At 61.1% G+C, this 17,969-nt stretch carries 14 protein-coding genes and 1 pseudogene; 9 read left to right on the forward strand and 6 right to left on the reverse strand.

Annotated features, from left to right (window positions below; translation table 11 throughout):
• Positions 1-282: 282 nt before the first annotated feature.
• Both X728_RS141595 and X728_RS141590 read left to right on the forward strand, forming a co-directional pair.
• Complete coding sequence (locus X728_RS141595) at positions 283-1,455, forward strand: Fic family protein (RefSeq protein ID WP_032898117.1); 1,173 nt, start codon at positions 283-285, stop codon at positions 1,453-1,455.
• Positions 1,452-5,195 carry a hypothetical protein gene (locus tag X728_RS141590; protein ID WP_023832726.1) on the forward strand — a complete coding sequence of 1,248 codons (3,744 nt, stop codon included), beginning with the start codon at positions 1,452-1,454 and terminating at the stop codon, positions 5,193-5,195. Before X728_RS141595 ends, X728_RS141590 begins: the two co-directional genes overlap by 4 nt.
• Positions 5,196-5,587: 392 nt before the next feature.
• On the opposite strand, the pseudogene X728_RS1000000171795 reads toward X728_RS141590, so the two are convergent.
• The 6 genes and pseudogenes from X728_RS1000000171795 to hemP all read right to left on the reverse strand — a co-directional run.
• Positions 5,588-5,695 (reverse strand): annotated as a pseudogene (locus tag X728_RS1000000171795) (ABC transporter permease); the annotation flags it as partial.
• A 254-nt stretch (positions 5,696-5,949) separates the two neighbouring features.
• Positions 5,950-6,558, reverse strand: a complete 609-nt coding sequence (locus X728_RS141580; protein WP_081732485.1) for a nitrogen fixation protein NifQ — start codon at positions 6,556-6,558, stop codon at positions 5,950-5,952.
• Between the two features lie 310 nt (positions 6,559-6,868).
• The gene (locus X728_RS0136080; protein ID WP_031195870.1) at positions 6,869-7,090 is read right to left on the reverse strand and encodes a ferredoxin; all 222 of its coding nucleotides are present in this window, start codon (positions 7,088-7,090) and stop codon (positions 6,869-6,871) included.
• 40 nt (positions 7,091-7,130) lie between these two features.
• Complete coding sequence (locus X728_RS141575; protein ID WP_031195871.1) at positions 7,131-8,348, reverse strand: cytochrome P450; 1,218 nt, start codon at positions 8,346-8,348, stop codon at positions 7,131-7,133.
• Positions 8,349-9,192: 844 nt separating this feature from the next.
• Positions 9,193-10,284, reverse strand: coding sequence for a hemin-degrading factor (locus X728_RS141570; RefSeq protein WP_023832731.1), 1,092 nt, complete (start codon positions 10,282-10,284; stop codon positions 9,193-9,195).
• Between the two features lie 30 nt (positions 10,285-10,314).
• Positions 10,315-10,419: a hemin uptake protein HemP gene (gene hemP / locus X728_RS1000000170545; RefSeq protein WP_023672206.1), complete on the reverse strand. Its 105-nt coding sequence runs from the start codon at positions 10,417-10,419 to the stop codon at positions 10,315-10,317.
• 538 nt (positions 10,420-10,957) lie between these two features.
• On the opposite strand from hemP, the gene X728_RS141565 reads away from it, so the two are divergent.
• From X728_RS141565 to X728_RS141535, 7 genes are all read left to right on the forward strand, one after another.
• The gene (locus tag X728_RS141565) at positions 10,958-11,278 is read left to right on the forward strand and encodes an iron-sulfur cluster assembly accessory protein (RefSeq protein ID WP_023698282.1); all 321 of its coding nucleotides are present in this window, start codon (positions 10,958-10,960) and stop codon (positions 11,276-11,278) included.
• Between the two features lie 423 nt (positions 11,279-11,701).
• Positions 11,702-12,868, forward strand: a complete 1,167-nt coding sequence (nifS, locus tag X728_RS141560) for a cysteine desulfurase NifS (protein WP_023806336.1) — start codon at positions 11,702-11,704, stop codon at positions 12,866-12,868.
• A gap of 25 nt (positions 12,869-12,893) precedes the next feature.
• Positions 12,894-14,102, forward strand: a complete 1,209-nt coding sequence (gene nifV / locus X728_RS141555; protein ID WP_032898119.1) for a homocitrate synthase — start codon at positions 12,894-12,896, stop codon at positions 14,100-14,102.
• The gene (nifW, locus tag X728_RS141550) at positions 14,099-14,479 is read left to right on the forward strand and encodes a nitrogenase stabilizing/protective protein NifW (RefSeq protein ID WP_031195875.1); all 381 of its coding nucleotides are present in this window, start codon (positions 14,099-14,101) and stop codon (positions 14,477-14,479) included. The genes nifV and nifW overlap by 4 nt, the downstream gene beginning before the upstream one ends.
• Before the next feature lie 185 nt (positions 14,480-14,664).
• The gene (locus X728_RS141545; protein WP_023672212.1) at positions 14,665-15,516 is read left to right on the forward strand and encodes an electron transfer flavoprotein subunit beta/FixA family protein; all 852 of its coding nucleotides are present in this window, start codon (positions 14,665-14,667) and stop codon (positions 15,514-15,516) included.
• Between the two features lie 18 nt (positions 15,517-15,534).
• Positions 15,535-16,644, forward strand: a complete 1,110-nt coding sequence (locus X728_RS141540) for an electron transfer flavoprotein subunit alpha/FixB family protein (RefSeq protein ID WP_023685019.1) — start codon at positions 15,535-15,537, stop codon at positions 16,642-16,644.
• A 10-nt stretch (positions 16,645-16,654) separates the two neighbouring features.
• Entirely contained in the window at positions 16,655-17,962 is a 1,308-nt protein-coding gene (locus X728_RS141535) for an FAD-binding protein (RefSeq protein ID WP_023687350.1), read from the forward strand.
• The last annotated feature ends 7 nt before the right edge of the window (positions 17,963-17,969 follow it).

The following is a 17,969-nucleotide window of genomic DNA, read 5'->3' on the forward strand; positions in this document are numbered from 1 at the left end:
CTTCAGAAAATTTGGCTTGAGAAAGTCGCTGCTGCCAGCCTTAGTTGCCTCTGAAACGCGAGGTTTACGGGATCTCACTCGCTAGGAGGACGCGGGATGCGCGTGTTGGTGCGCTGAAAAGGGCGATTTGCGAAACTCCTCTCAGCCCATGCGGTGGTCCACGGAGCTAACCGGAAATATAACCGGCATAGATAGCGGTATGATTCGCATCTTTTCCCATGAAATCCGGCATATACAAGCGGCATGAAATGCGGCATAATTTCCGGCATGGGCACTAGCGCGATGGAACCGATGCTACCCGAAGAGGGTGTGCGCGATCTTGAGGACACGACAGCGCAGTTGCTGTTGGATGCCGGCCGCCTTGCCGGCCGCATGCACCCGATCGTGCGGGAGACTGTTGGTGCGCTCGTGCGCTCGATGAATTGCTACTATTCAAACCTGATCGAGGGCCACGATACTCATCCGCGCGACATCGACCGTGCGCTGGCAAATGACTTTTCGAGTGAACCCAAGCAGCGCGAACTCCAGCAGGAGGCTGTTGCGCATATCTACGTGCAGCAGTTGATCGATGAGCAAAAGGATCCGGAGATCTGGCCGGCGACTGCAACCTACGCTCGCTGGCTGCATGAGCGATTTTGTGAGCGGCTGCCAGAAGAGTTCCTTTGGGTCGAGAATCCTGACACGGGCGAACGGCTCCGAGTGGTGCCTGGCCAGTTAAGAACCCGCGATGTCCGTGTTGGGCGTCACGAACCTCCGCTTCACAGTGACCTGCCACGATTCCTCGCCCGGTTCGATCAGGCTTATACGGCCCCAACTCTATCGCGCCTACGTCAGGTCCAGTCTGTTGGCGCTGTCCATCATCGCTTCCTTTGGATCCATCCCTTTCTCGACGGCAATGGGCGTGTTGCGCGACTGATGTCACACGCGCTCCTGAAACGGCTTGGCATTGGCACAAGTCTTTGGTCGGTCGCGCGCGGCCTTGCGCGTGAAGAGACCCGTTACAAACAGTTGCTGATGGCGGCCGATGGTCCTCGGGAAGGCGACCGCGACGGGCGCGGGAACTTGACACAGCGCGGTTTGGTCGCCTTCTCACGATTCTTTCTTGAACGCGCGCTCGATCAGATCGCCTTCATGAGCGAGTTGCTTGAGCCCGACGTGTTACTGCGCCGGATGGAACTGCATATCGAGGAAGAAGTCCGTGCCAAGCGGCTGCCACGAGGTAGTTTCGTGGTACTCCGAGAGGCAGCGCTCAATGGCGAGGTCGAGCGCGGCCGGGTGCCGTCTCTCACAGGCTACGAGGAACGCGCGGCGCGGATCATCAGTTCGGCGCTGATCGATCGGGGCATGCTGACATCGTCGAGCAGTCGGGCACCGCTTCGGCTGGGTTTTCCGGCCAATATAGCCGAGCGCTGGTTTCCGAGGCTCTATCCGCTCGATGCAGGGTCAGGGCCGTGATCGGCGCCGTCCCCCTTATCCGACGGTTCACGCCGATCTCCCGCCATTATCAGGACGCAGATGTCGACCTTGAAAACATCTGGACGATCCTCGATCGGGGTAAGCGCCTTGAATGGGGATCGCTTCGCGACGCTTATCGATGCGTGATCCTTGCCGATGCCGGCGCGGGCAAGACGTTTGAGCTTAAGGCGGAGGCGGAGCGTCTTGCGGCACGTGGCCGCAATGCCTTCTTCATCAGGATCGAGGATATCGACGAGGCGTTTGGGGCCGCGTTCGAGGTCGGCAAGCCGGAGGCTTTCGAGGCGTGGCTAGCGGGAACCGGCGAAGCTTGGTTCTTCCTCGATTCCGTGGACGAGGTCAGGCTCGAGGCGCCGCGCGCGTTCGAGACGGCCATTCGCGCCTTTGCCAGCCGTATCCACGATGCACGGCAGCGCGCGCATGTCTATATTTCGAGCCGGCCATACGCTTGGCGATCTAGGATCGACGGTGCGTTGATAGAAGAACTGCTGCCCTATGAGCCGCCCGTACGCGAGGCGACCGGCGATGAGGCCGAGCCCGAGGTGTCAGCGGCCAAGAACGATGCCAAGCCGGGCCTTGAACTCTTTCGACTTGCTCCACTTGACCCCGACGATATCCGCATCTTTGCCGGCCATCGGGGAGTGAGCGATGCCGACGCGTTGATCGAGGCGCTCGAACGCACCGATCTATTCGTCATCGCCCAGCTTCCGTTCGATCTGGAAGACATCCTCGCCGTCTGGGGGGAGACCGGCTCGCTTGACAGTCGCCTGGCGGTACTCGAACGCGGTCTCCGGCGCAGACTTGCGCCTTCAGCCGGCAGGCTCGTCACACTATCGTTAGAAAAGGCGGTGGAAGGCGCCCGCCGCATCGCGATTGCAACGACACTCACCGGCGAGGCCAACATTCAGATGCCCGGGGCCTCTGGCGGGGGGATCGATGCCGTCGCAGTTCTGCATGACTGGACGATCGCCGAGATCCTTGAGCTGCTCGGCCGGGGAGTGTTCACCGACGCGATTTACAAAATGGTGCGCTTCCGCCATCGCGAGAGCCGCGAACTGCTGGCGGCGCAGGAGTTGGCCAACGCGCTGGCGAACCCCGAGCTTCGCGCCAAGATTGAGGCTTTGCTATTCCGCGAAGTCTACGGGGAAGCCGTGGTCGTGCCGCGCACGCGTCCGCTGCTACCATGGCTCATCCTCTTCGATGAGCGCGTACGAGATCGGGCTCTCGCTTTGCAACCGGAGATCATCACCGAAGGCGGCGATCCAGCCCGCCTGCCGATCGAGGTTCGGAAGCGCATCTTGCGCGATCTTGTCGAGCGCATAGCCACTGGAGACTCACGCGGTGGCGACAACAGCGCGATTGCCAGGATCGCACAACCCGACCTTACCGATGAGACGTTGGCGTTGCTCGGCGCCTATGGTGACAATGATGACGTCATCTTCTTCCTCGGCCGGTTGGTGTGGCAGGGTGCTATGGCGGTCGCCGCCGAACGACTGTCCCCAGTCGCGCGTGATCCTGACCGTGGCATCTACGCGCGTATTGTTTCGACCCGTGCGGTCTCGACGATCGGCGGTGCTGATGCTGGCAGGGAGTTATGGTCTGCGCTGAATGCATCCGGTGTAGTGCTGCCGCGCCGGCTTTTGGGCGAACTTGTCGATGGGGCGCCACCAAATCTCGCTTCGGTCGACCTTTTGCTCGCGTCACTAGAAACGGTCGAGTCGCACGAACGATTCGAGACCACAGGCCTTAGTCAGGCTATTCGCAGTCTGATCGATCGGCTACCGCTAACCAGCGACACTGCCCCGGAGCGGCCATTAGTTCGACTCATCGAGGGATTGGCCGATTTCCTCGCGCGCGAACCGCATATCCAACGACGCGAATGCAAGATCTCGGAAGCCTTCCGCTGGCTGATGGCGCCGGCAATGCATGCCGTCGAACGCCTAATCGTCAGCCGCTCGCAAGCCTGCTTCGACCCCGCCCCGCTGGCGGTACTGAGCCAGGCGCCTGCCCTGCGACATTGGGGCGCCAGCGAAGAACACGAGCATCGGACCAAGCTTAACAAGTTAGTCCCGCGGTGGACGGCACTGAATGATGCACTGTTCTGGCACACGGTCGCGATGGTACGCGAAGCACGTGAGGACACTGACAAGCCGGTGGACGACGACTGGACCGTCAGTTGGATGGGTCACTTCTGGGCATTTGACGAACCAAGCTTCTCGCGCACGCTTGGTTGGACCAGAACGCGTGACTTAGCTGATGATCGTTCGCTGGCATTGTCCCGGACGTTTCGTACCTATGCGCAGAACCGGCGTCCTCGTAGTTGGCGCCGGCTTCTGTGGCGGTCGGTTGGCGGCGATCCTATTCTGGAATCCAAACTCAAGACCTTAATGCGCCCGATGGCGTCGCCAGAGCGGAGGCGGTGGCGCGCCAATGAGCGCAAATGGGCACAACGTCGCCGCAGGCGCGACGAGAATGAGGCGGCCGGCCGGGCGGCGCTCGTCGCACGACTCAAGGCAAATCCCGACCTCGTGCGCGAGCCGGCTGGCCTAGAACCCGGACAGATGAGTTGGGACCAAGCTCATCTGCTGCAGAGTGTTGAGGGCGATGGGATGCGAATCAGCCGCGGCGCTGGTAGCAAATGGCAGATGCTCATTCCCGAATTCGGCGAGGCGGTCGCCGTGGCTTTTCGCGATGGTGCTCAGCTACATTGGCGCGCCTATCGCCCAACCCTGTGCTCAGAAAATGGCGGTAGCAACTCCATTCCCTATGCGTTGATCTTCGCAATGGCAGGGCTCGAGATCGAGTCCGGCGATGATGGGAGGGGCCTGACCCAGCTCGGCAACGACGATGCGTTGCATGCCCTGCATTACGTCTTCTCCGAGTTGAATGGTTTTCCGCACTGGCTTGAACCGCTCTACCGTGCCCATCCTGAAGCCGGTTTCGATCTGATTTGGGGCGAGACGCGCTGGGAACTGGCCAATAGCGGTGCCAAGCCGATGCATTACATGCTCCACGACCTGGTCTACCACGCGCCTTGGCTACACGCGGCCTTGGCACCGTCGATCCATGATTGGCTGTCCGAGCATGGTGCCGCGAATGGCGATTGCCTGCGCCATGGATGCACGATCATGATCAGCGGTGGACTTTCGACCGCCTCTCTCGCCGCCCTCGCCCGTCGTCGTGTTGAGGACGCGACTACTCCCGCGAACCAGTTTGCCAGTTGGCTCGCCATGTGGGTGGATTGCGCTCCCGACGCAGCGATCCCGGTCCTCGACGCTCATCTCGAATCGCTCTCGTCGCCCGACGACGCACGCTTTGCCGAGGAGTTCGTCGTCTCTCTCGTAGGCGGCAGTTATCAGTCGGGCTTGTCGACTAGCGCCTGGAAAAGTCCGCAATTTCTCAAAGCGCTCTATGTGCTGATGCACCAACATATCCGATCGAGGGAAGACCTCGATCGTGCGAACGGCCGCGTCTATTCGCCCACGACGCGCGATGATGCCCAAGATGCCCGTAACAGTTTGTTCAATCTCCTTTCGGCGATCCCAGGCGAAGCAACCTATCGGGAGATTTTGACGCTTGCCGAGGATCATCCCGAGCCGAGTTACCGCGTACATATGCGCCGCCGGGCTTATGCCCGAGCGGTGGAGGATAGTGACCGGGAGTGGTCGCTCACCGACGCGCTGATCCTGAGTGGGCAGATGAGGCGCAAAGCAGCCAATTAAACGTAAAATATTCGGGGCTGGTATTGACCCGCGCTACCGGGCTTGGGTGCAACTCAGAAAGGTCGAAGAGAGTGCGCGAACATACGCGATTCTGCCGGTGCGGCCGTCTGAGTCCCTTTGATACCAGCGCCGGGACTCGGTTGAAGCAAAACCAGATCTAAACCGCATAAACTCACCGCGAATGGTCCGTTAGCAGACGATCTCTACAACAGCGCTGTATTGGCGGTAGCCCTCTCCCGACTCGAACCCCCGAATAGGCGGTTCGATCATGCTCGCATCACTGTATGTCCAGGGCCGTCAACTTCCTTCATGAGCGCGCGAAATTCAGCTGGAGGCGCAAGGCAGAAAGTTCGAAAAGCTTCCAGGAACCCCAGCGCGCGCGCCGCCAGAACCTGGCCGAGAATGATGGCGGAGCCGGCAGCAACGAAGTTGATGGCGACGCCGGAGACAATCTGGCCGCCCCAATGGGTGATCGAGGCGAAACTGTGCACCAGCGCGAACAATGACGGCGGTGAACCGCGGCCGCCCAGGCGCCGCAACCGCCAGGCAGGCGAGCAGCAATGGCCCGGAGAACACCAGTTGCTCGGCGGCGATGGTGCGGGTCGCATCCCGCACCGCCATCATGACGGCGCCCGCCGAAGTGAGCATGGCGACTAATCGGACAGCAGGCACAGCATTCAATCCCCGAAGGCGTCTTCGTAAGAGACATATGGCGCGGCGAGGGCTGCGGCTGTACGACAGACGAAAGCGGTTCTTAATCCGAGGCGATGCCGTTCTTGATCCGTGTGAGGCGGCTTTCGCCTTCCTCCGGGCCGAAGCAGCTTTCGACATCATTGCATTCCCGGCAACTGGGCGCGCTGCACAGCGAAAAACCTTCGGCCTCGCAGAGCTTGCGGTAGAAGTATTTCTTCCATTTCATGTTTTGGGTGTTGCCGGCCGCCAGCGTCGGAAAATGCGAGGCGAGCAGGCGGCCGAGCTCGGTCCGATTAAAAAGGCCAAGCTCCTGCCAGAGGTGGTCACTGCGCATGGCACGCCGGGCGATGATCCTGGCGAAGCGGGCGCTCGTCGGGTCGCCAGGACGGGCATGCGCCAACAGCAGTCCATGCAGCAGTTCTTCCTCCAGATCCGGCTCGGGCTCGCTCACCTCTTTCAAGGCAAACGCGTTGATTGGAATAGCAGGAAAACAGCGGGACAGGACATCGCGCAGCTCGGCGCGCGAAAGTCCGGTTGCCTCCGTCACAGTCGCCTCGCCGGCCTCGATCTCCTCGAGCGCACGTGAAAGCACACAGGCAAGCACATGCTGGTCCAGCTCGATCTGCGGCGATTGGCCGGTGCTGAGCCGGGCATAATGTTGAGCAAATATGGTGCGTTCTCCTGGTTTGTCCCTATCAATTCATGCAGAGACCCGGCCTGCCGCAACATGGGTCGGGCAGTTCTTCGGGTGTACGCAGTCGCGGATCGCCTCGCGGTCGAGTAGTTCGGAAATTTTCGTCTGGTCCACTCGGCTCTGTCGCAAATTCTGGGATTAGAAGGAGGCGTTTCGCGAACCCCGGCCCTGCCGTTTGCGCCTCACGGGGAACACAGGCGCCGGAATGCCCCCGCAGAGTTGGACGTGAACCGTGCGGGAGAGAGGTCGCGTGCTGAGTGCGGCCACATGGTTCAAGCCGCCAGACTCACGGTTGAATGAGTCCGATGCAAAACGCGCAGCGGGTGAGTTCCAGCGCACGTTCAGGACAGGATCGCGCGCCTCGCGATGCAGGCAGCTCCTCCCCTTGCGCAACTTCAATGTCACCAGGCAGGATGTAACCCTCGTCATCAAGCTTGAAGATGTCCGGCGCTTGCGCCGCGCATCGCGCGTGACCCTGGCATTTGGCATTTTGGACGATGATGCGCATGGCGCTGCCTCCATTGTCGGTGCCCCGGCTCGGGGCGGGCCTAGGACCAGTCTAGGATCAAATTCTCGATCCCGAACACATGGCCGCCAGAGGTTATCGGCGCCGTACCCTGCTTGATCCTGAAAGCCGGGATGCGCGCCAGCCACTCCTCCAGGCCAATGACAATCTCGCGCCGGGCAAGGTGTGAGCCAAGGCAACGGTGGGGACCATAGCCAAACGCTGCGTGGCGGTTGTCCTCCCGCTCCAAATCAATCGTGTTGGGGCATTCGAATTCCGCCGGGTCACGATTGGCAATCATCGTGGCGCAGGAAACATAGTCCCCCTTCCGGATCGGCGCGCCTTCGAAGTCGATATCTTTCGTGGCCACGCGGATCAACTGAATGGGCGGATAGGCCCGCAGCAATTCTTCGGTTGCGAGCGGGATGCGGTCCGGTTCGCTCCGCAGCAATTGCTGATCTTTGAGGTTGCGTGCGAGGTACGCCAAGTCAAAGCCTATAGCTGCTGCGACCGTGTCGAGCCCAGCGACGAAGACAAGCACGCCGATGCCGCGGACTTGGGTGTCAGTCAGCCGGCGGCCCTCGACCTGTGCCTGCACTATAAAGGTCATGAAATCGTCAACCGCCTGATCGCGGCGCATGGCTGCAAGTTCGTCGATGAATGCCACGATCGTCCGGGCAGCCACAGGTCGTTCCTTATCGTCGCCGTGGAGCAGATCTTTCCCCCAGCCGACGAATGTATCGAGTCGGTCATCAGGCAACCCCAGAAAGCGAAGAAAGGTGCTCACCGCGAAAGGAAAGGCAAAATCCTTCATCACGTCGCAGCTTGTGCGCGACGCGGCGATCCTTTCGATCAGCTCGACCGCCCGTTCGCGGACAGCCGGTTCCAAAGCCAACACCCGCTTTGGCGAAAGCAGCGGATTAAGCAGTGAGCGAAAGACGCCATGGGCCGGTGGATCGAGCTCAAGCGGGATCGTCGGCCAGTTCTCACCCAGTATGGAGGAGAAGATGCTGCGATGGCTGGAAAAAGTCTCTGCGTCCTGCAGCACCTTCCGCTGGTCCGCGGCACGGGTGATGACCCAGGTACCCCGGCCATCTTGCGTGTTGTAGCGGGAGTAAAAGATCGGAGGCCCGTCATGTACGCAAGCGACAGCTGCGTGTGGATCCCCGTTGGGTGTTGGTGGCATCCCTGGCGATGTAAACAGGCTGAAGTCCCTCACCATTTCGGGCGGGACATGATCTGGAACGGGGTTGGTCGCCATTTTGTTTTCTCTACATTGGCGTTCATGGCTCAATTGAGATTGCACCGCTGTTCATAAAGTCGATTTCCAGCATGGGCACGTCTCTTGTCGGGCGCCTTCTAGATTCTGTCGCCTGATACAGCCCACCTGCACCAGCGCGGATGAGATGGGTTGCGAAGTCGATCAGAGGGGCATCTCCGCCGCGCTCCGGTCATGAAGCAAAGCGGCCGCTTCCCCGTTAGGGTTGAGAGACTGGTCAATCACCTCTGCCCTGCTGATCAAATTGTCGAAGCAAGTCGCGTGCCGGATAGGGTAGCCATGGCGGTGCACCAAGCAATGCCAGCCTGCGCTGGGTCTGCCGCTGATGATCACCTGTCCATCATTCTTATGACAACGTCCGACAACCGACATCCGTGGTCGGTTTTGTCGAGCCCGCGACATCGGGCTGTTCGGCTTGGCTGTTGCTGCACAGCCTGCCGGTCGACGAGCGAGTAGATCGCTCGCACGGCCCGGATTGAGCAATGACGCGATCCAGCGCAAGGATCGGGTGCGGTCCGAGAAGACCCGACGGCGCTTGCGCGAGACGATCGGAAATATCAAGAAGGTCAAGCCGCGCTTCGGTTCGGCGCTGATGGCGTATGCGTTTTATCGCTCGCAGGCGCTGCAAGGCTTTTCCGGCAGACGGCGATGCACTCGTGCGCACCGGTGCCGACCGGCGACCAGCTTGACTGTATAGATGCGGTCCATTCCGGCGTGCATCACCTGACCATGCGCATGCGCTACGACGGCATCCTTTCCGCCCATGGACCTAGATTTGCTCGCGAGCCGCTGTCGGAACGTGGTGCTGAGTCCTATCGCGGCCAATTCAATCCGAGGACCTGTCGGCAGTCAACACACCCCTGGAGGTCGGACCGGGAACGCGTGGCAGACTCTCGGCCAGAAACCGCCAGTCGCTGCCCTCGCGTTCGCCTTCCTTGCGCGTGCCGAAGAACTGGATGATCATCTTGCCGTCCGCGCCATAGGCTTCAATGGACGTAACGTGACCATCCCTCGTCGGCTTGCGCACGGCCCAGACCTCGCGGATGCGATGGGTCCTAAGATGCAGATGGAAGGTCTCTTCGAGCACATTGATCCGCGGCCCGATCTGCTTGACCGACCTGATCGGGCCGGAATGGATCTGAATGCAACCACGATTGCCGACAAAGCACATGATCGGCATCTCGTCTTCGGCCGCCTGTTGGAACAGGGCGCCAATGGCATCATTGTCGAGTAGCCAGGCGTCATCCTCGTCGGCCATACGCATCCCCTGGCAGCGGCTGAGCTTCAGTGTCTTCAACATATGGTAGAACTGATGCACGTCGCTTAGCCGGCCCCAGTGCTCGCGTAGGTCGTCGACCGTGGTGGCGTGGTCTGGACTCACTGCGTTATCGCGCGCCCCGCTCGCCTCGAGCGATATGATCGGCTCCTGGTCGGGGGATACAAGCTCTGCCGTCAGATCCTGATAGGCCTGCAGGTTCGAGGCGGGCGTGAGATGAGCTTTGTGCATCGCCTCGCCGGTGGCATCAAAGAATTGCAGGCTGCGGCGGATCTCGTCCCCCTCGCGCTTCTCGACGGCGAAGCCATACGCCCACGCTTTCGGGAAGATGCGCAGGTCGATCTCGTCGCCGAGCAGTATGGCATGCTGGTTGCCGGTGACCACTTTGCCGTAGACGCCAATCTTTTGGTGCACGGCACTTTCGTTGCTGGTGACCGCCATCACCTCGCCGACCGCTTCGAGGCCGGTCAGCAGATCATCGACGCGCGGCTCGATGCGCACCGCGCCGTGACCACAATGCGCCGCGACCAACTCGGCTTCCGAAATGCCCAATCGAGCGGCGAGATCATGCTCCCGGATCTTCGGATTGTCTTTGCACGCCCGCCGGATTTCGTCGGGCGACGGTTTCTCGCGTTGGTCCATGCTTACCCCTGTTTCTACGACGTGTGAGGATCATCTGCCCTGCCCGGGAACCTTCAGCCGATAAGGCGCGCCGAAATGCTCGATCCTGATCTGCTGCTGGCCCATGAACAAGGTGTCGCTGGACAGCGTGCGCACGGCGTCGCACCAATGCGAAAACCAGCGACCAGCCACATGCCGATGGCATGCCATCGAGCCGGTCGGGGGCTACTGGGCGGTGGTGAGCGAGTTGTGGATGTTGTCGCAATCGGCCAAGCGGGCATTCGGATGCCATGGGCGGCGCTGCTTTGCCAAACAACGCGTATCTGACCACGGTCCTGACATGTTGCTCCCCTGCTTCGCCCCATCCATCGCGATGGCACCCACGGCATGGTTGTGGATCGGCATGCTCTTGCCGTCTCGCCAAACGGAGCTTCAAAAACCGTGCCAATTGCGCCGAGGCAAGCTCAGAAGAAGTTCTGTCCTTGGTGATGTGAGTTCACCCAAGAACTCAGGCCAACATCCCTCGTGCCGGACCCGACAAACCCGACAGCACGTGTCGATTGGCCGACACCTTATCAGCAATCAAGAGGCACCAGTGCGAGAGATGCCGCGCTGTGTTGAAACGTTTTTTGGCTTTGGCACGGTGCATGCGACGTGATGGGCAAGCAGGTCCCGGACTGAGGAGAATGGAGCCATGATTACGCTCACCGACAACGCTGTTGCTGCCTTCAAGACTGCTCTTTCCCGCGCCAGCGAGCCGGCGGACGGCTTTCGCATTATGGTCGAGGCCGGCGGCTGCGCCGGCTTCAAATACTTAATGGGCCTGGAGAGCGTGTCGCGCGAGGGCGACGCGATCACTGACACAGATGGGGTCAAGCTGTTCGTGGACGCGGGCTCCCAACCCCATGTAGCCGGCATGACCGTCGACTTCCTCACCGGGCTCCAATCTTCCGGTTTTGTCTTCGATAACCCCAATGCGCGCGAAAAGTGCGGCTGCGGCAAGTCCTTCAGTTAAACGCCCGAAGCGCCTGTACGGCCGACACACTGATTTTGCGCAGAGGAGACTTATATGGCCGGCACAACAGATGTCCCCGTCCTAAAAAACAAGACAAGGTCAAAGCCGATCTCGGGACCGCCATTCGCTCCCAGTATTCAAAGAACGTCGCCTCCCGAAGCAGCTCGGTTCCTGGTGGCACCCGAGCTGCTTGCGGACAAATCGCGCCGCTGCCAAATTCGGCTCATCGGTAGCGTTATCGTGTTCGCGCGTCCTGGCCTGCGGCCACTGCGAACATGTCCATATCGACGGAGATCCGGTTTACGTCAAACACTCCGGGCGCCTGCGCGCGCTGCCAGTTCAAATGATCATCAACGGCATGCCCAGAGGCTCAACGAGTCGGTCTAGCGCTCGCGTCATTCTGTTTAACTGAGGATCGCACCTATGAAGCCTGTCTACCTCGACAACAACGCAACCACACGGGTCGATCCTGAGGTCGTGCAAGCGATGTTGCCGTTCTTTAGGGATCAATTCGGCAACCCTTCGTCGGCACACGCTCTTGGCGCCTCAGTCAGTGCGGCGGTGAGAAAGGCGCGGAGGCAGTTGCAAGCTCTGATCGGCGCGGAGTTCGAGGATGAGATCACTTTCACCTCGGGTGGGACAGAAAGCGACAATGCAGCGCTTCTTTCAGCGCTCGAGGCGGCGCCCAACCGAACCGAGATTGTCACGTCCGCGGTCGAGCATCCCGCCGTGCTGACGCTCTGCGCGCATCTTGAGAAGACCCGCCGCCTCAAGGTGCACAGGATCCCGGTGGATTGCCGTGGTCGGCTCGATCTCGACGCCTATATGGCCGCCCTCACCCCACAGGTTGCAATCGTATCAATAATGTGGGCGAACAACGAGACTGGTGTGATCTTCCCCGTCGCAAGGCTTTCCGAGTTGGCCAAGGAAGTGGGCGCCCTATTCCATACCGATGCTGTGCAGGCGGTCGGCAAGCTTCCGATGGACCTGAAGTCGACCGCAATCGACATGCTGTCGCTCTCCGGCCACAAGCTGCACGGGCCGAAAGGGATCGGTGCGCTTTTCGTAAAACGTGGCGTCGATTTCCATTCGCTGATCAAGGGGGGTCACCAAGAACACAACCGGCGTGCTGGCACCGAGAATACGCCCGGCATAGCCGGGCTCGGCACGGCGGCCGAACTCGCCTTGAAATTCATGGACGACGAGACCACACGGGTAAAGTCGCTCCGCGATCGCCTGGAGGGCGGGATCCTCCAGCGCATCCCAAGCACCTGTGTCACTGGTGATCCCTTGCAACGATTGCCCAACACCGCAAACATCTCCTTCGAACATGTCGAAAGTGATGGAATTCCACTTCTCCTCAGCCGCATTGGCATCGCGTGTTCCTCTGGCTCGGCCTGCACCTCCGGCTCTCTGGAACCAAGCCATGTCCTAAGCGCGATGAAAACGCCACACGCGGCAGTCCGCTTCTCCTTGGCGCGGGACAACAGCGAAGAGGACATCGACCGGGTGCTCGAGGTCATGCCGGGAATCGTGGGGAAGCTGCGCAGCTTTTCCGGTTCTGGGCCGGGTAATCCGGTCTATGCGTGAGCCGCAGAAGAACAGGCTACCTGTCATGACCCGTCATGTCTCCCTCAACGATACGACCTTGCGCGATGGCGAGCAGGCGCCGGGCGTCGCCTTCACCACGACGGAAAAGCTGGAGATCGCTGAGTCTCTTGCGGCGGCCGGCGTGACAGAGATCGAGATCGGCACGCCGGTCATGGGCGTCGACGAGATTGAAACAATTCGCGCCGTGGTAGCGCGGCGTCTTCCGGTTCGGCTCATGGCCTGGTGCCGGATGACGTCGTTGGATCTCGATGCAGCGATCGAGAGCGGCGTCCAAGCGGTCAATTTGTCGCTGCCTGCGTCGGACATCCAACTTGCCGCCAAGCTCGGCCTCGACAAGGCGGGAGCGCTCCAGGTCATCGATCATATGGTCAGGCGCGCCGCCGCCGCCGGCTTCTTCGTCGCGGTGGGCTGCGAGGATGCCTCGCGGGCCAATCGGGATCATCTCGCCCGCGTCATCGAGACGGCCGCACGCGCCGGCGCAAGCCGCGTGAGGCTGGCCGACACAGTCGGTGTTCTCGACCCGTTTTCGACCTTCGAACTTGTCGCCCAGCTCGTGGTGCAGTCTCCAATCGACCTTGAATTTCATGCGCACAACGATCTCGGACTTGCTGGCGCCAACACGCTGGCGGCGATCCGCGCAGGCGCGCGCCATGCCTCCGTCACCGTCCTGGGGCTCGGCGAGCGTGCGGGCAATGCCGCGCTGGAGGAGGTGGCCGCCGCAATGGCGATCTTCGACGGCGCAGACACCGGCATTGAGCTGACCGCATTGCCCGGCCTCGCCGCCCAGGTGGCTTGGGCCGCCCGCCGGCAGACCGCAGCCACTAAGCCGGTCGTCGGCGCCGATGTTTTCACCCACGAATCCGGCATTCACGTCGCAGGGCTGCTGAAGGACTCGCGTACTTATCAGGGGCTCGATCCGACTCTCGTGGGCCGCTGCCGGCGGATCGTCATCGGCAAGCATTCCGGCGCGACTGCGATTGCCCATGTGCTGAGCGAAAGCGGTCGCGATCTCGACCCGGATCTGGCAGCCGCGATGGTGGCCCGCGTCCGGCGCGAGGCGGTCGAGACCAAATCGACTGTCACTGCAACTCGACTGGTCGAGCTCTACGATGGAATGTGCAGCGAGGCATCCCTCATCGAGCTGTGCGGGTCCAAGTCAGCCGTGCGCGAGCGCACAGAGGCCACAGTTTTGCGACCAGGAAGAATGCAATGAATTGTTCCGCTGACAGCCGCCCCATGGATGTCACCGACATCCTCGCACGACTGAAGCGCTTGTCGGCTGCAGAGGAATTCTTCTCAGCCCTAGGCGTCGCCTATGACCCGAAGGTACTGAATGTCTCGCGGCTCCATATCATGAAGCGTGTGGGCCAATACCTCGCCGAAGAAGATTTCTCCGGTCTGCCCGACCAGGTGATTGCCGCGAGGGTGCGCGCGACGCTCGAACGCGCTTACGAGGATTTTGCGATTTCCTCGCCGCTCACGCATCGGATCTTCAAGGTGCTCAAGGACCACGATCCGAACAAACCTGCCGCGCCGGGTCACACCTTTGTTCCGTTCGACTCGGTACTGAAGCGGTTCGGACGGGAATGATCGGCGACAAGGGTGCGACGCGACAATGTCGAGCAGCCGCCAAATCAGGTCATCACCACAGCGCCGTCAGAAGCAACCAGCCGAAGTTGTAGGAAAGGGGGAGCTCAAGAGACTTGGCACGAATAATGCGGATCAAGGAGATAACCGCAATGCCGCACCCAGACAGGAGCCTAGAGAAACCGCCAATGCACATCGTAATCTGCATCAAGCAGGTGCCGGACTCGGCACAGATAAGGGTCCATCCGGTCACGAACACGATCATGCGCCAGGGTGTTCCGACCATCATCAACCCTTACGACCTGTTCGCCCTCGAAGAAGCGCTCAGACTGCGCGACGCACATGGCGGCGAAGTCACTGTGCTCACCATGGGTCCGCCCATGGCAGAGGACGCGCTGCGCAAGGCGCTCGGTTACGGCGCCGACCGAGCGGTGCTCTTGACCGACCGCTATTTTGCCGGCTCCGACACGCTGGCAACCTCGTTCGCCCTTTCCCAGGCAATCGCGAAGATTGGCGAGACGTTCGGCACGCCAGACCTCGTCTTCACCGGCAAGCAGACGATCGATGGCGATACCGCCCAGGTCGGGCCCGGCATCGCCAAGCGCCTCGGACTCCTGCAACTGACCTATGTCGCGAAGATCCCTTCTGTCGACCTTGCTGCACGCGAGATCAAGGTCGAGCGCCGCTCCGAAGGCGGCACACAGATGCTGAAGAGCAGGCTCCCTTGCCTCATCACCATGCTGGAAGGCACAAACGAGATCCGCCGGGGCTCGATCCAGGACGCCTTGTGCGCCGCGCGCAGCCAGGTCTTGAAATGGAGCGCGGCCGACGCCGGCATTGAGGATCTCACCAAATGCGGCCTGCGCGGTTCACCGACGGTCGTCAAACGTGTTTTCGCCCCTCCTGCTCGAGCTGAAAAGGCGGCACAAATCGACACCGCCGAGAAGGCCTTGCGCGATGTCGCTGACGAACTCATCACCGCAATCTTCACCCGCCAGCCGGCGCTGGAACATGAGCTCGCCTTTAACGGCGGCGCGTGACGGCAAGGAGCAAAAACGATGTCGACCGCGAACGGAGAAACCCCTCGCCCTGCCGCCGGCCGCGCCGGCATAAAGAAGGAGTTGCCCGCCCATTTCAAGGACTACCGGCACGTTTGGGTTTTCATCGAGCTCGAACGTGGCGAGGTCCATCCGGTATCGTTCGAACTGCTCGGCGAAGGCCGCAACTTAGCAGACAAGCTTCAGGTCCAGCTTGCAGGTGTCGTGCTTGGACCGCCGGGAGAGGCCGTCGGGAACGCCGTTGCCGAAGCATTCGCGTATGGCGCTGACCTTGTCTACATCGCCGAGGCGCCCCTGCTCGCCGACTATCGGAATGAACCTTTCACCAAGGCGCTGACGGATCTGGTCGATACCCACAAACCCGAAATCCTTCTTCTCGGTGCCACCACACTGGGCAGGGATCTTGCCGGCTCCGTGGCGACGACCTTGCAGACGGGGCTCACGGCCGACTGCACCGAACTCGATGTGGATACCGACAGTTCGCTCGCCGCCACGCGTCCGACTTTCGGCGGTTCCTTGTTGTGCACGATCTATACGCTCAATTTCCGCCCGCAGATGGCGACCGTGCGGCCGAGGGTCATGCCCATGCCGCAGCGGACGGATAAACCGGTCGGGCGTGTCATCCGGCACAAGCTTTCGCTTGCCGAGGACGAGATCGCTACCAAAGTCCTCGGCTTCCTGCCGGACAATCAGTCGGCGAAGGCAAACCTTGCCTATGCCGACGTCGTGGTTGCGGGAGGCCTTGGTCTTGGCGCGGCGGAGAACCTGCAGCTTGTGAAGAACCTCGCACGAGCAATCGGCGCCGAGCACGGCTGTTCGCGTCCGTTGGTCCAGAAGAGCTGGATGCCAGCTGATCGGCAGATCGGCCAAACTGGCAAGACGATCCGGCCGAAGCTTTACATAGCGGCCGGGATTTCCGGCGCCGTCCAGCATCGGGTTGGCGTGGAGGGGGCGGATCTCATCGTGGCCATCAACACCGACCCGAACGCGCCGATTTTCGATTTCGCTCACCTCGGAATCGTCACCGACGCGATCCGCTTCCTGCCCGCACTGACGGAAGCCTTCACCCGGCGGCTGTCGCCCCACAGTCGCGATAAGCTTTCGAGCTAAGGGGATGGACATGATCGAGGAAAACTTCGACGCCATTGTTGTTGGGGCAGGCATGTCCGGAAACGCAGCTGCTTACACCATGGCCAGCCATGGCCTGAAGGTGCTGCAGTTGGAGCGGGGTGAATACCCGGGCTCCAAGAATGTCCAGGGTGCCATCATGTACGCGAACATGCTGGAGAAGATCATCCCGGATTTCCGGGATGATGCGCCTCTCGAGCGGCATTTGGTTGAACAGCGGCTTTGGGTGATGGACGACACATCCCATACCGGGATTCACTATAGGTCGGACGACTTCAATGAGGCGAAGCCCAACCGATACACGATCATCCGTGCCCAGTTCGATAAATGGTTTTCGCGTAAGGTGCGCGCGGCCGGCGCGACCGTTCTGTGCGAGACGACCGTGACGGAACTCATCCGTGATGCCAAGGACAGGGTGATCGGCGTCCGCACAGACCGGGCGGGCGGGGCCATCTACGCGGACGTGGTCGTTCTCGCAGAAGGTGTCTGCGGACTGCTTGGCACTCGAGCCGGCCTGCGCGAGATGCCAAAGCCGCAAACCGTGGCCCTCGCCGTCAAGGAAATGCATTTCTTGCCCGAAGAGGTCATTGAGCAGCGGTTCGGCGTAAAGGGCGATGAGGGCTGCGTGATCGAGGCGGTGGGCACGACCTCCCGCAGCATGGCCGGGCTCGGCTTCCTCTATACCAACAAGGAGTCCATCTCACTGGGCATTGGCTGCCTCGTCTCCGATTTTGCCGCGATGGTCGAGAGCCCCTACGTTCTCCTTGATGCCTTGAAGAGCCATCCTTCGATCCGGCCGCTGATCGCCGGCTCGGAAGTGAAAGAATATTCCGCACACCTCATTCCCGAAGGCGGCTACAAGGCTATTCCGCAGCTCTTTGGCGATGGTTGGGTCGTGGTCGGCGATGCCGCGCAACTGAACAACGCGATTCACCGCGAGGGTTCGAACCTCGCCATGACCTCCGGCCGCATTGCGGCTGAGGCAATCGTCGAGGTCAAGAGCCGCAACGGTCCGATGAACAAACGGAATCTCGCCCTTTACAAAGCCATGCTGGACAAGTCCTTCGTGGTCAAGGACCTGAGGAAATACAAAGACATGCCGGCCTTGCTCCACACCAATTCCAGCAATTATTTCACGACTTATCCTCGGTTGATGTCGCAAGCTGCGCAGAACTTCATGCGTGTCGACGGCACGCCGAAGATCGAGAAGGAAAAGGCGACCACGGCGGCCTTCATCAAGGCGCGCTCGCGCTGGGGGCTGGTCAGCGACGCGGTCCGCCTTGCATTGGCGTGGCGCTGAGGGGAGA

It is taken from the genome of Mesorhizobium sp. L103C119B0 (assembly GCF_000502235.1).
GTDB lineage: Bacteria > Pseudomonadota > Alphaproteobacteria > Rhizobiales > Rhizobiaceae > Mesorhizobium.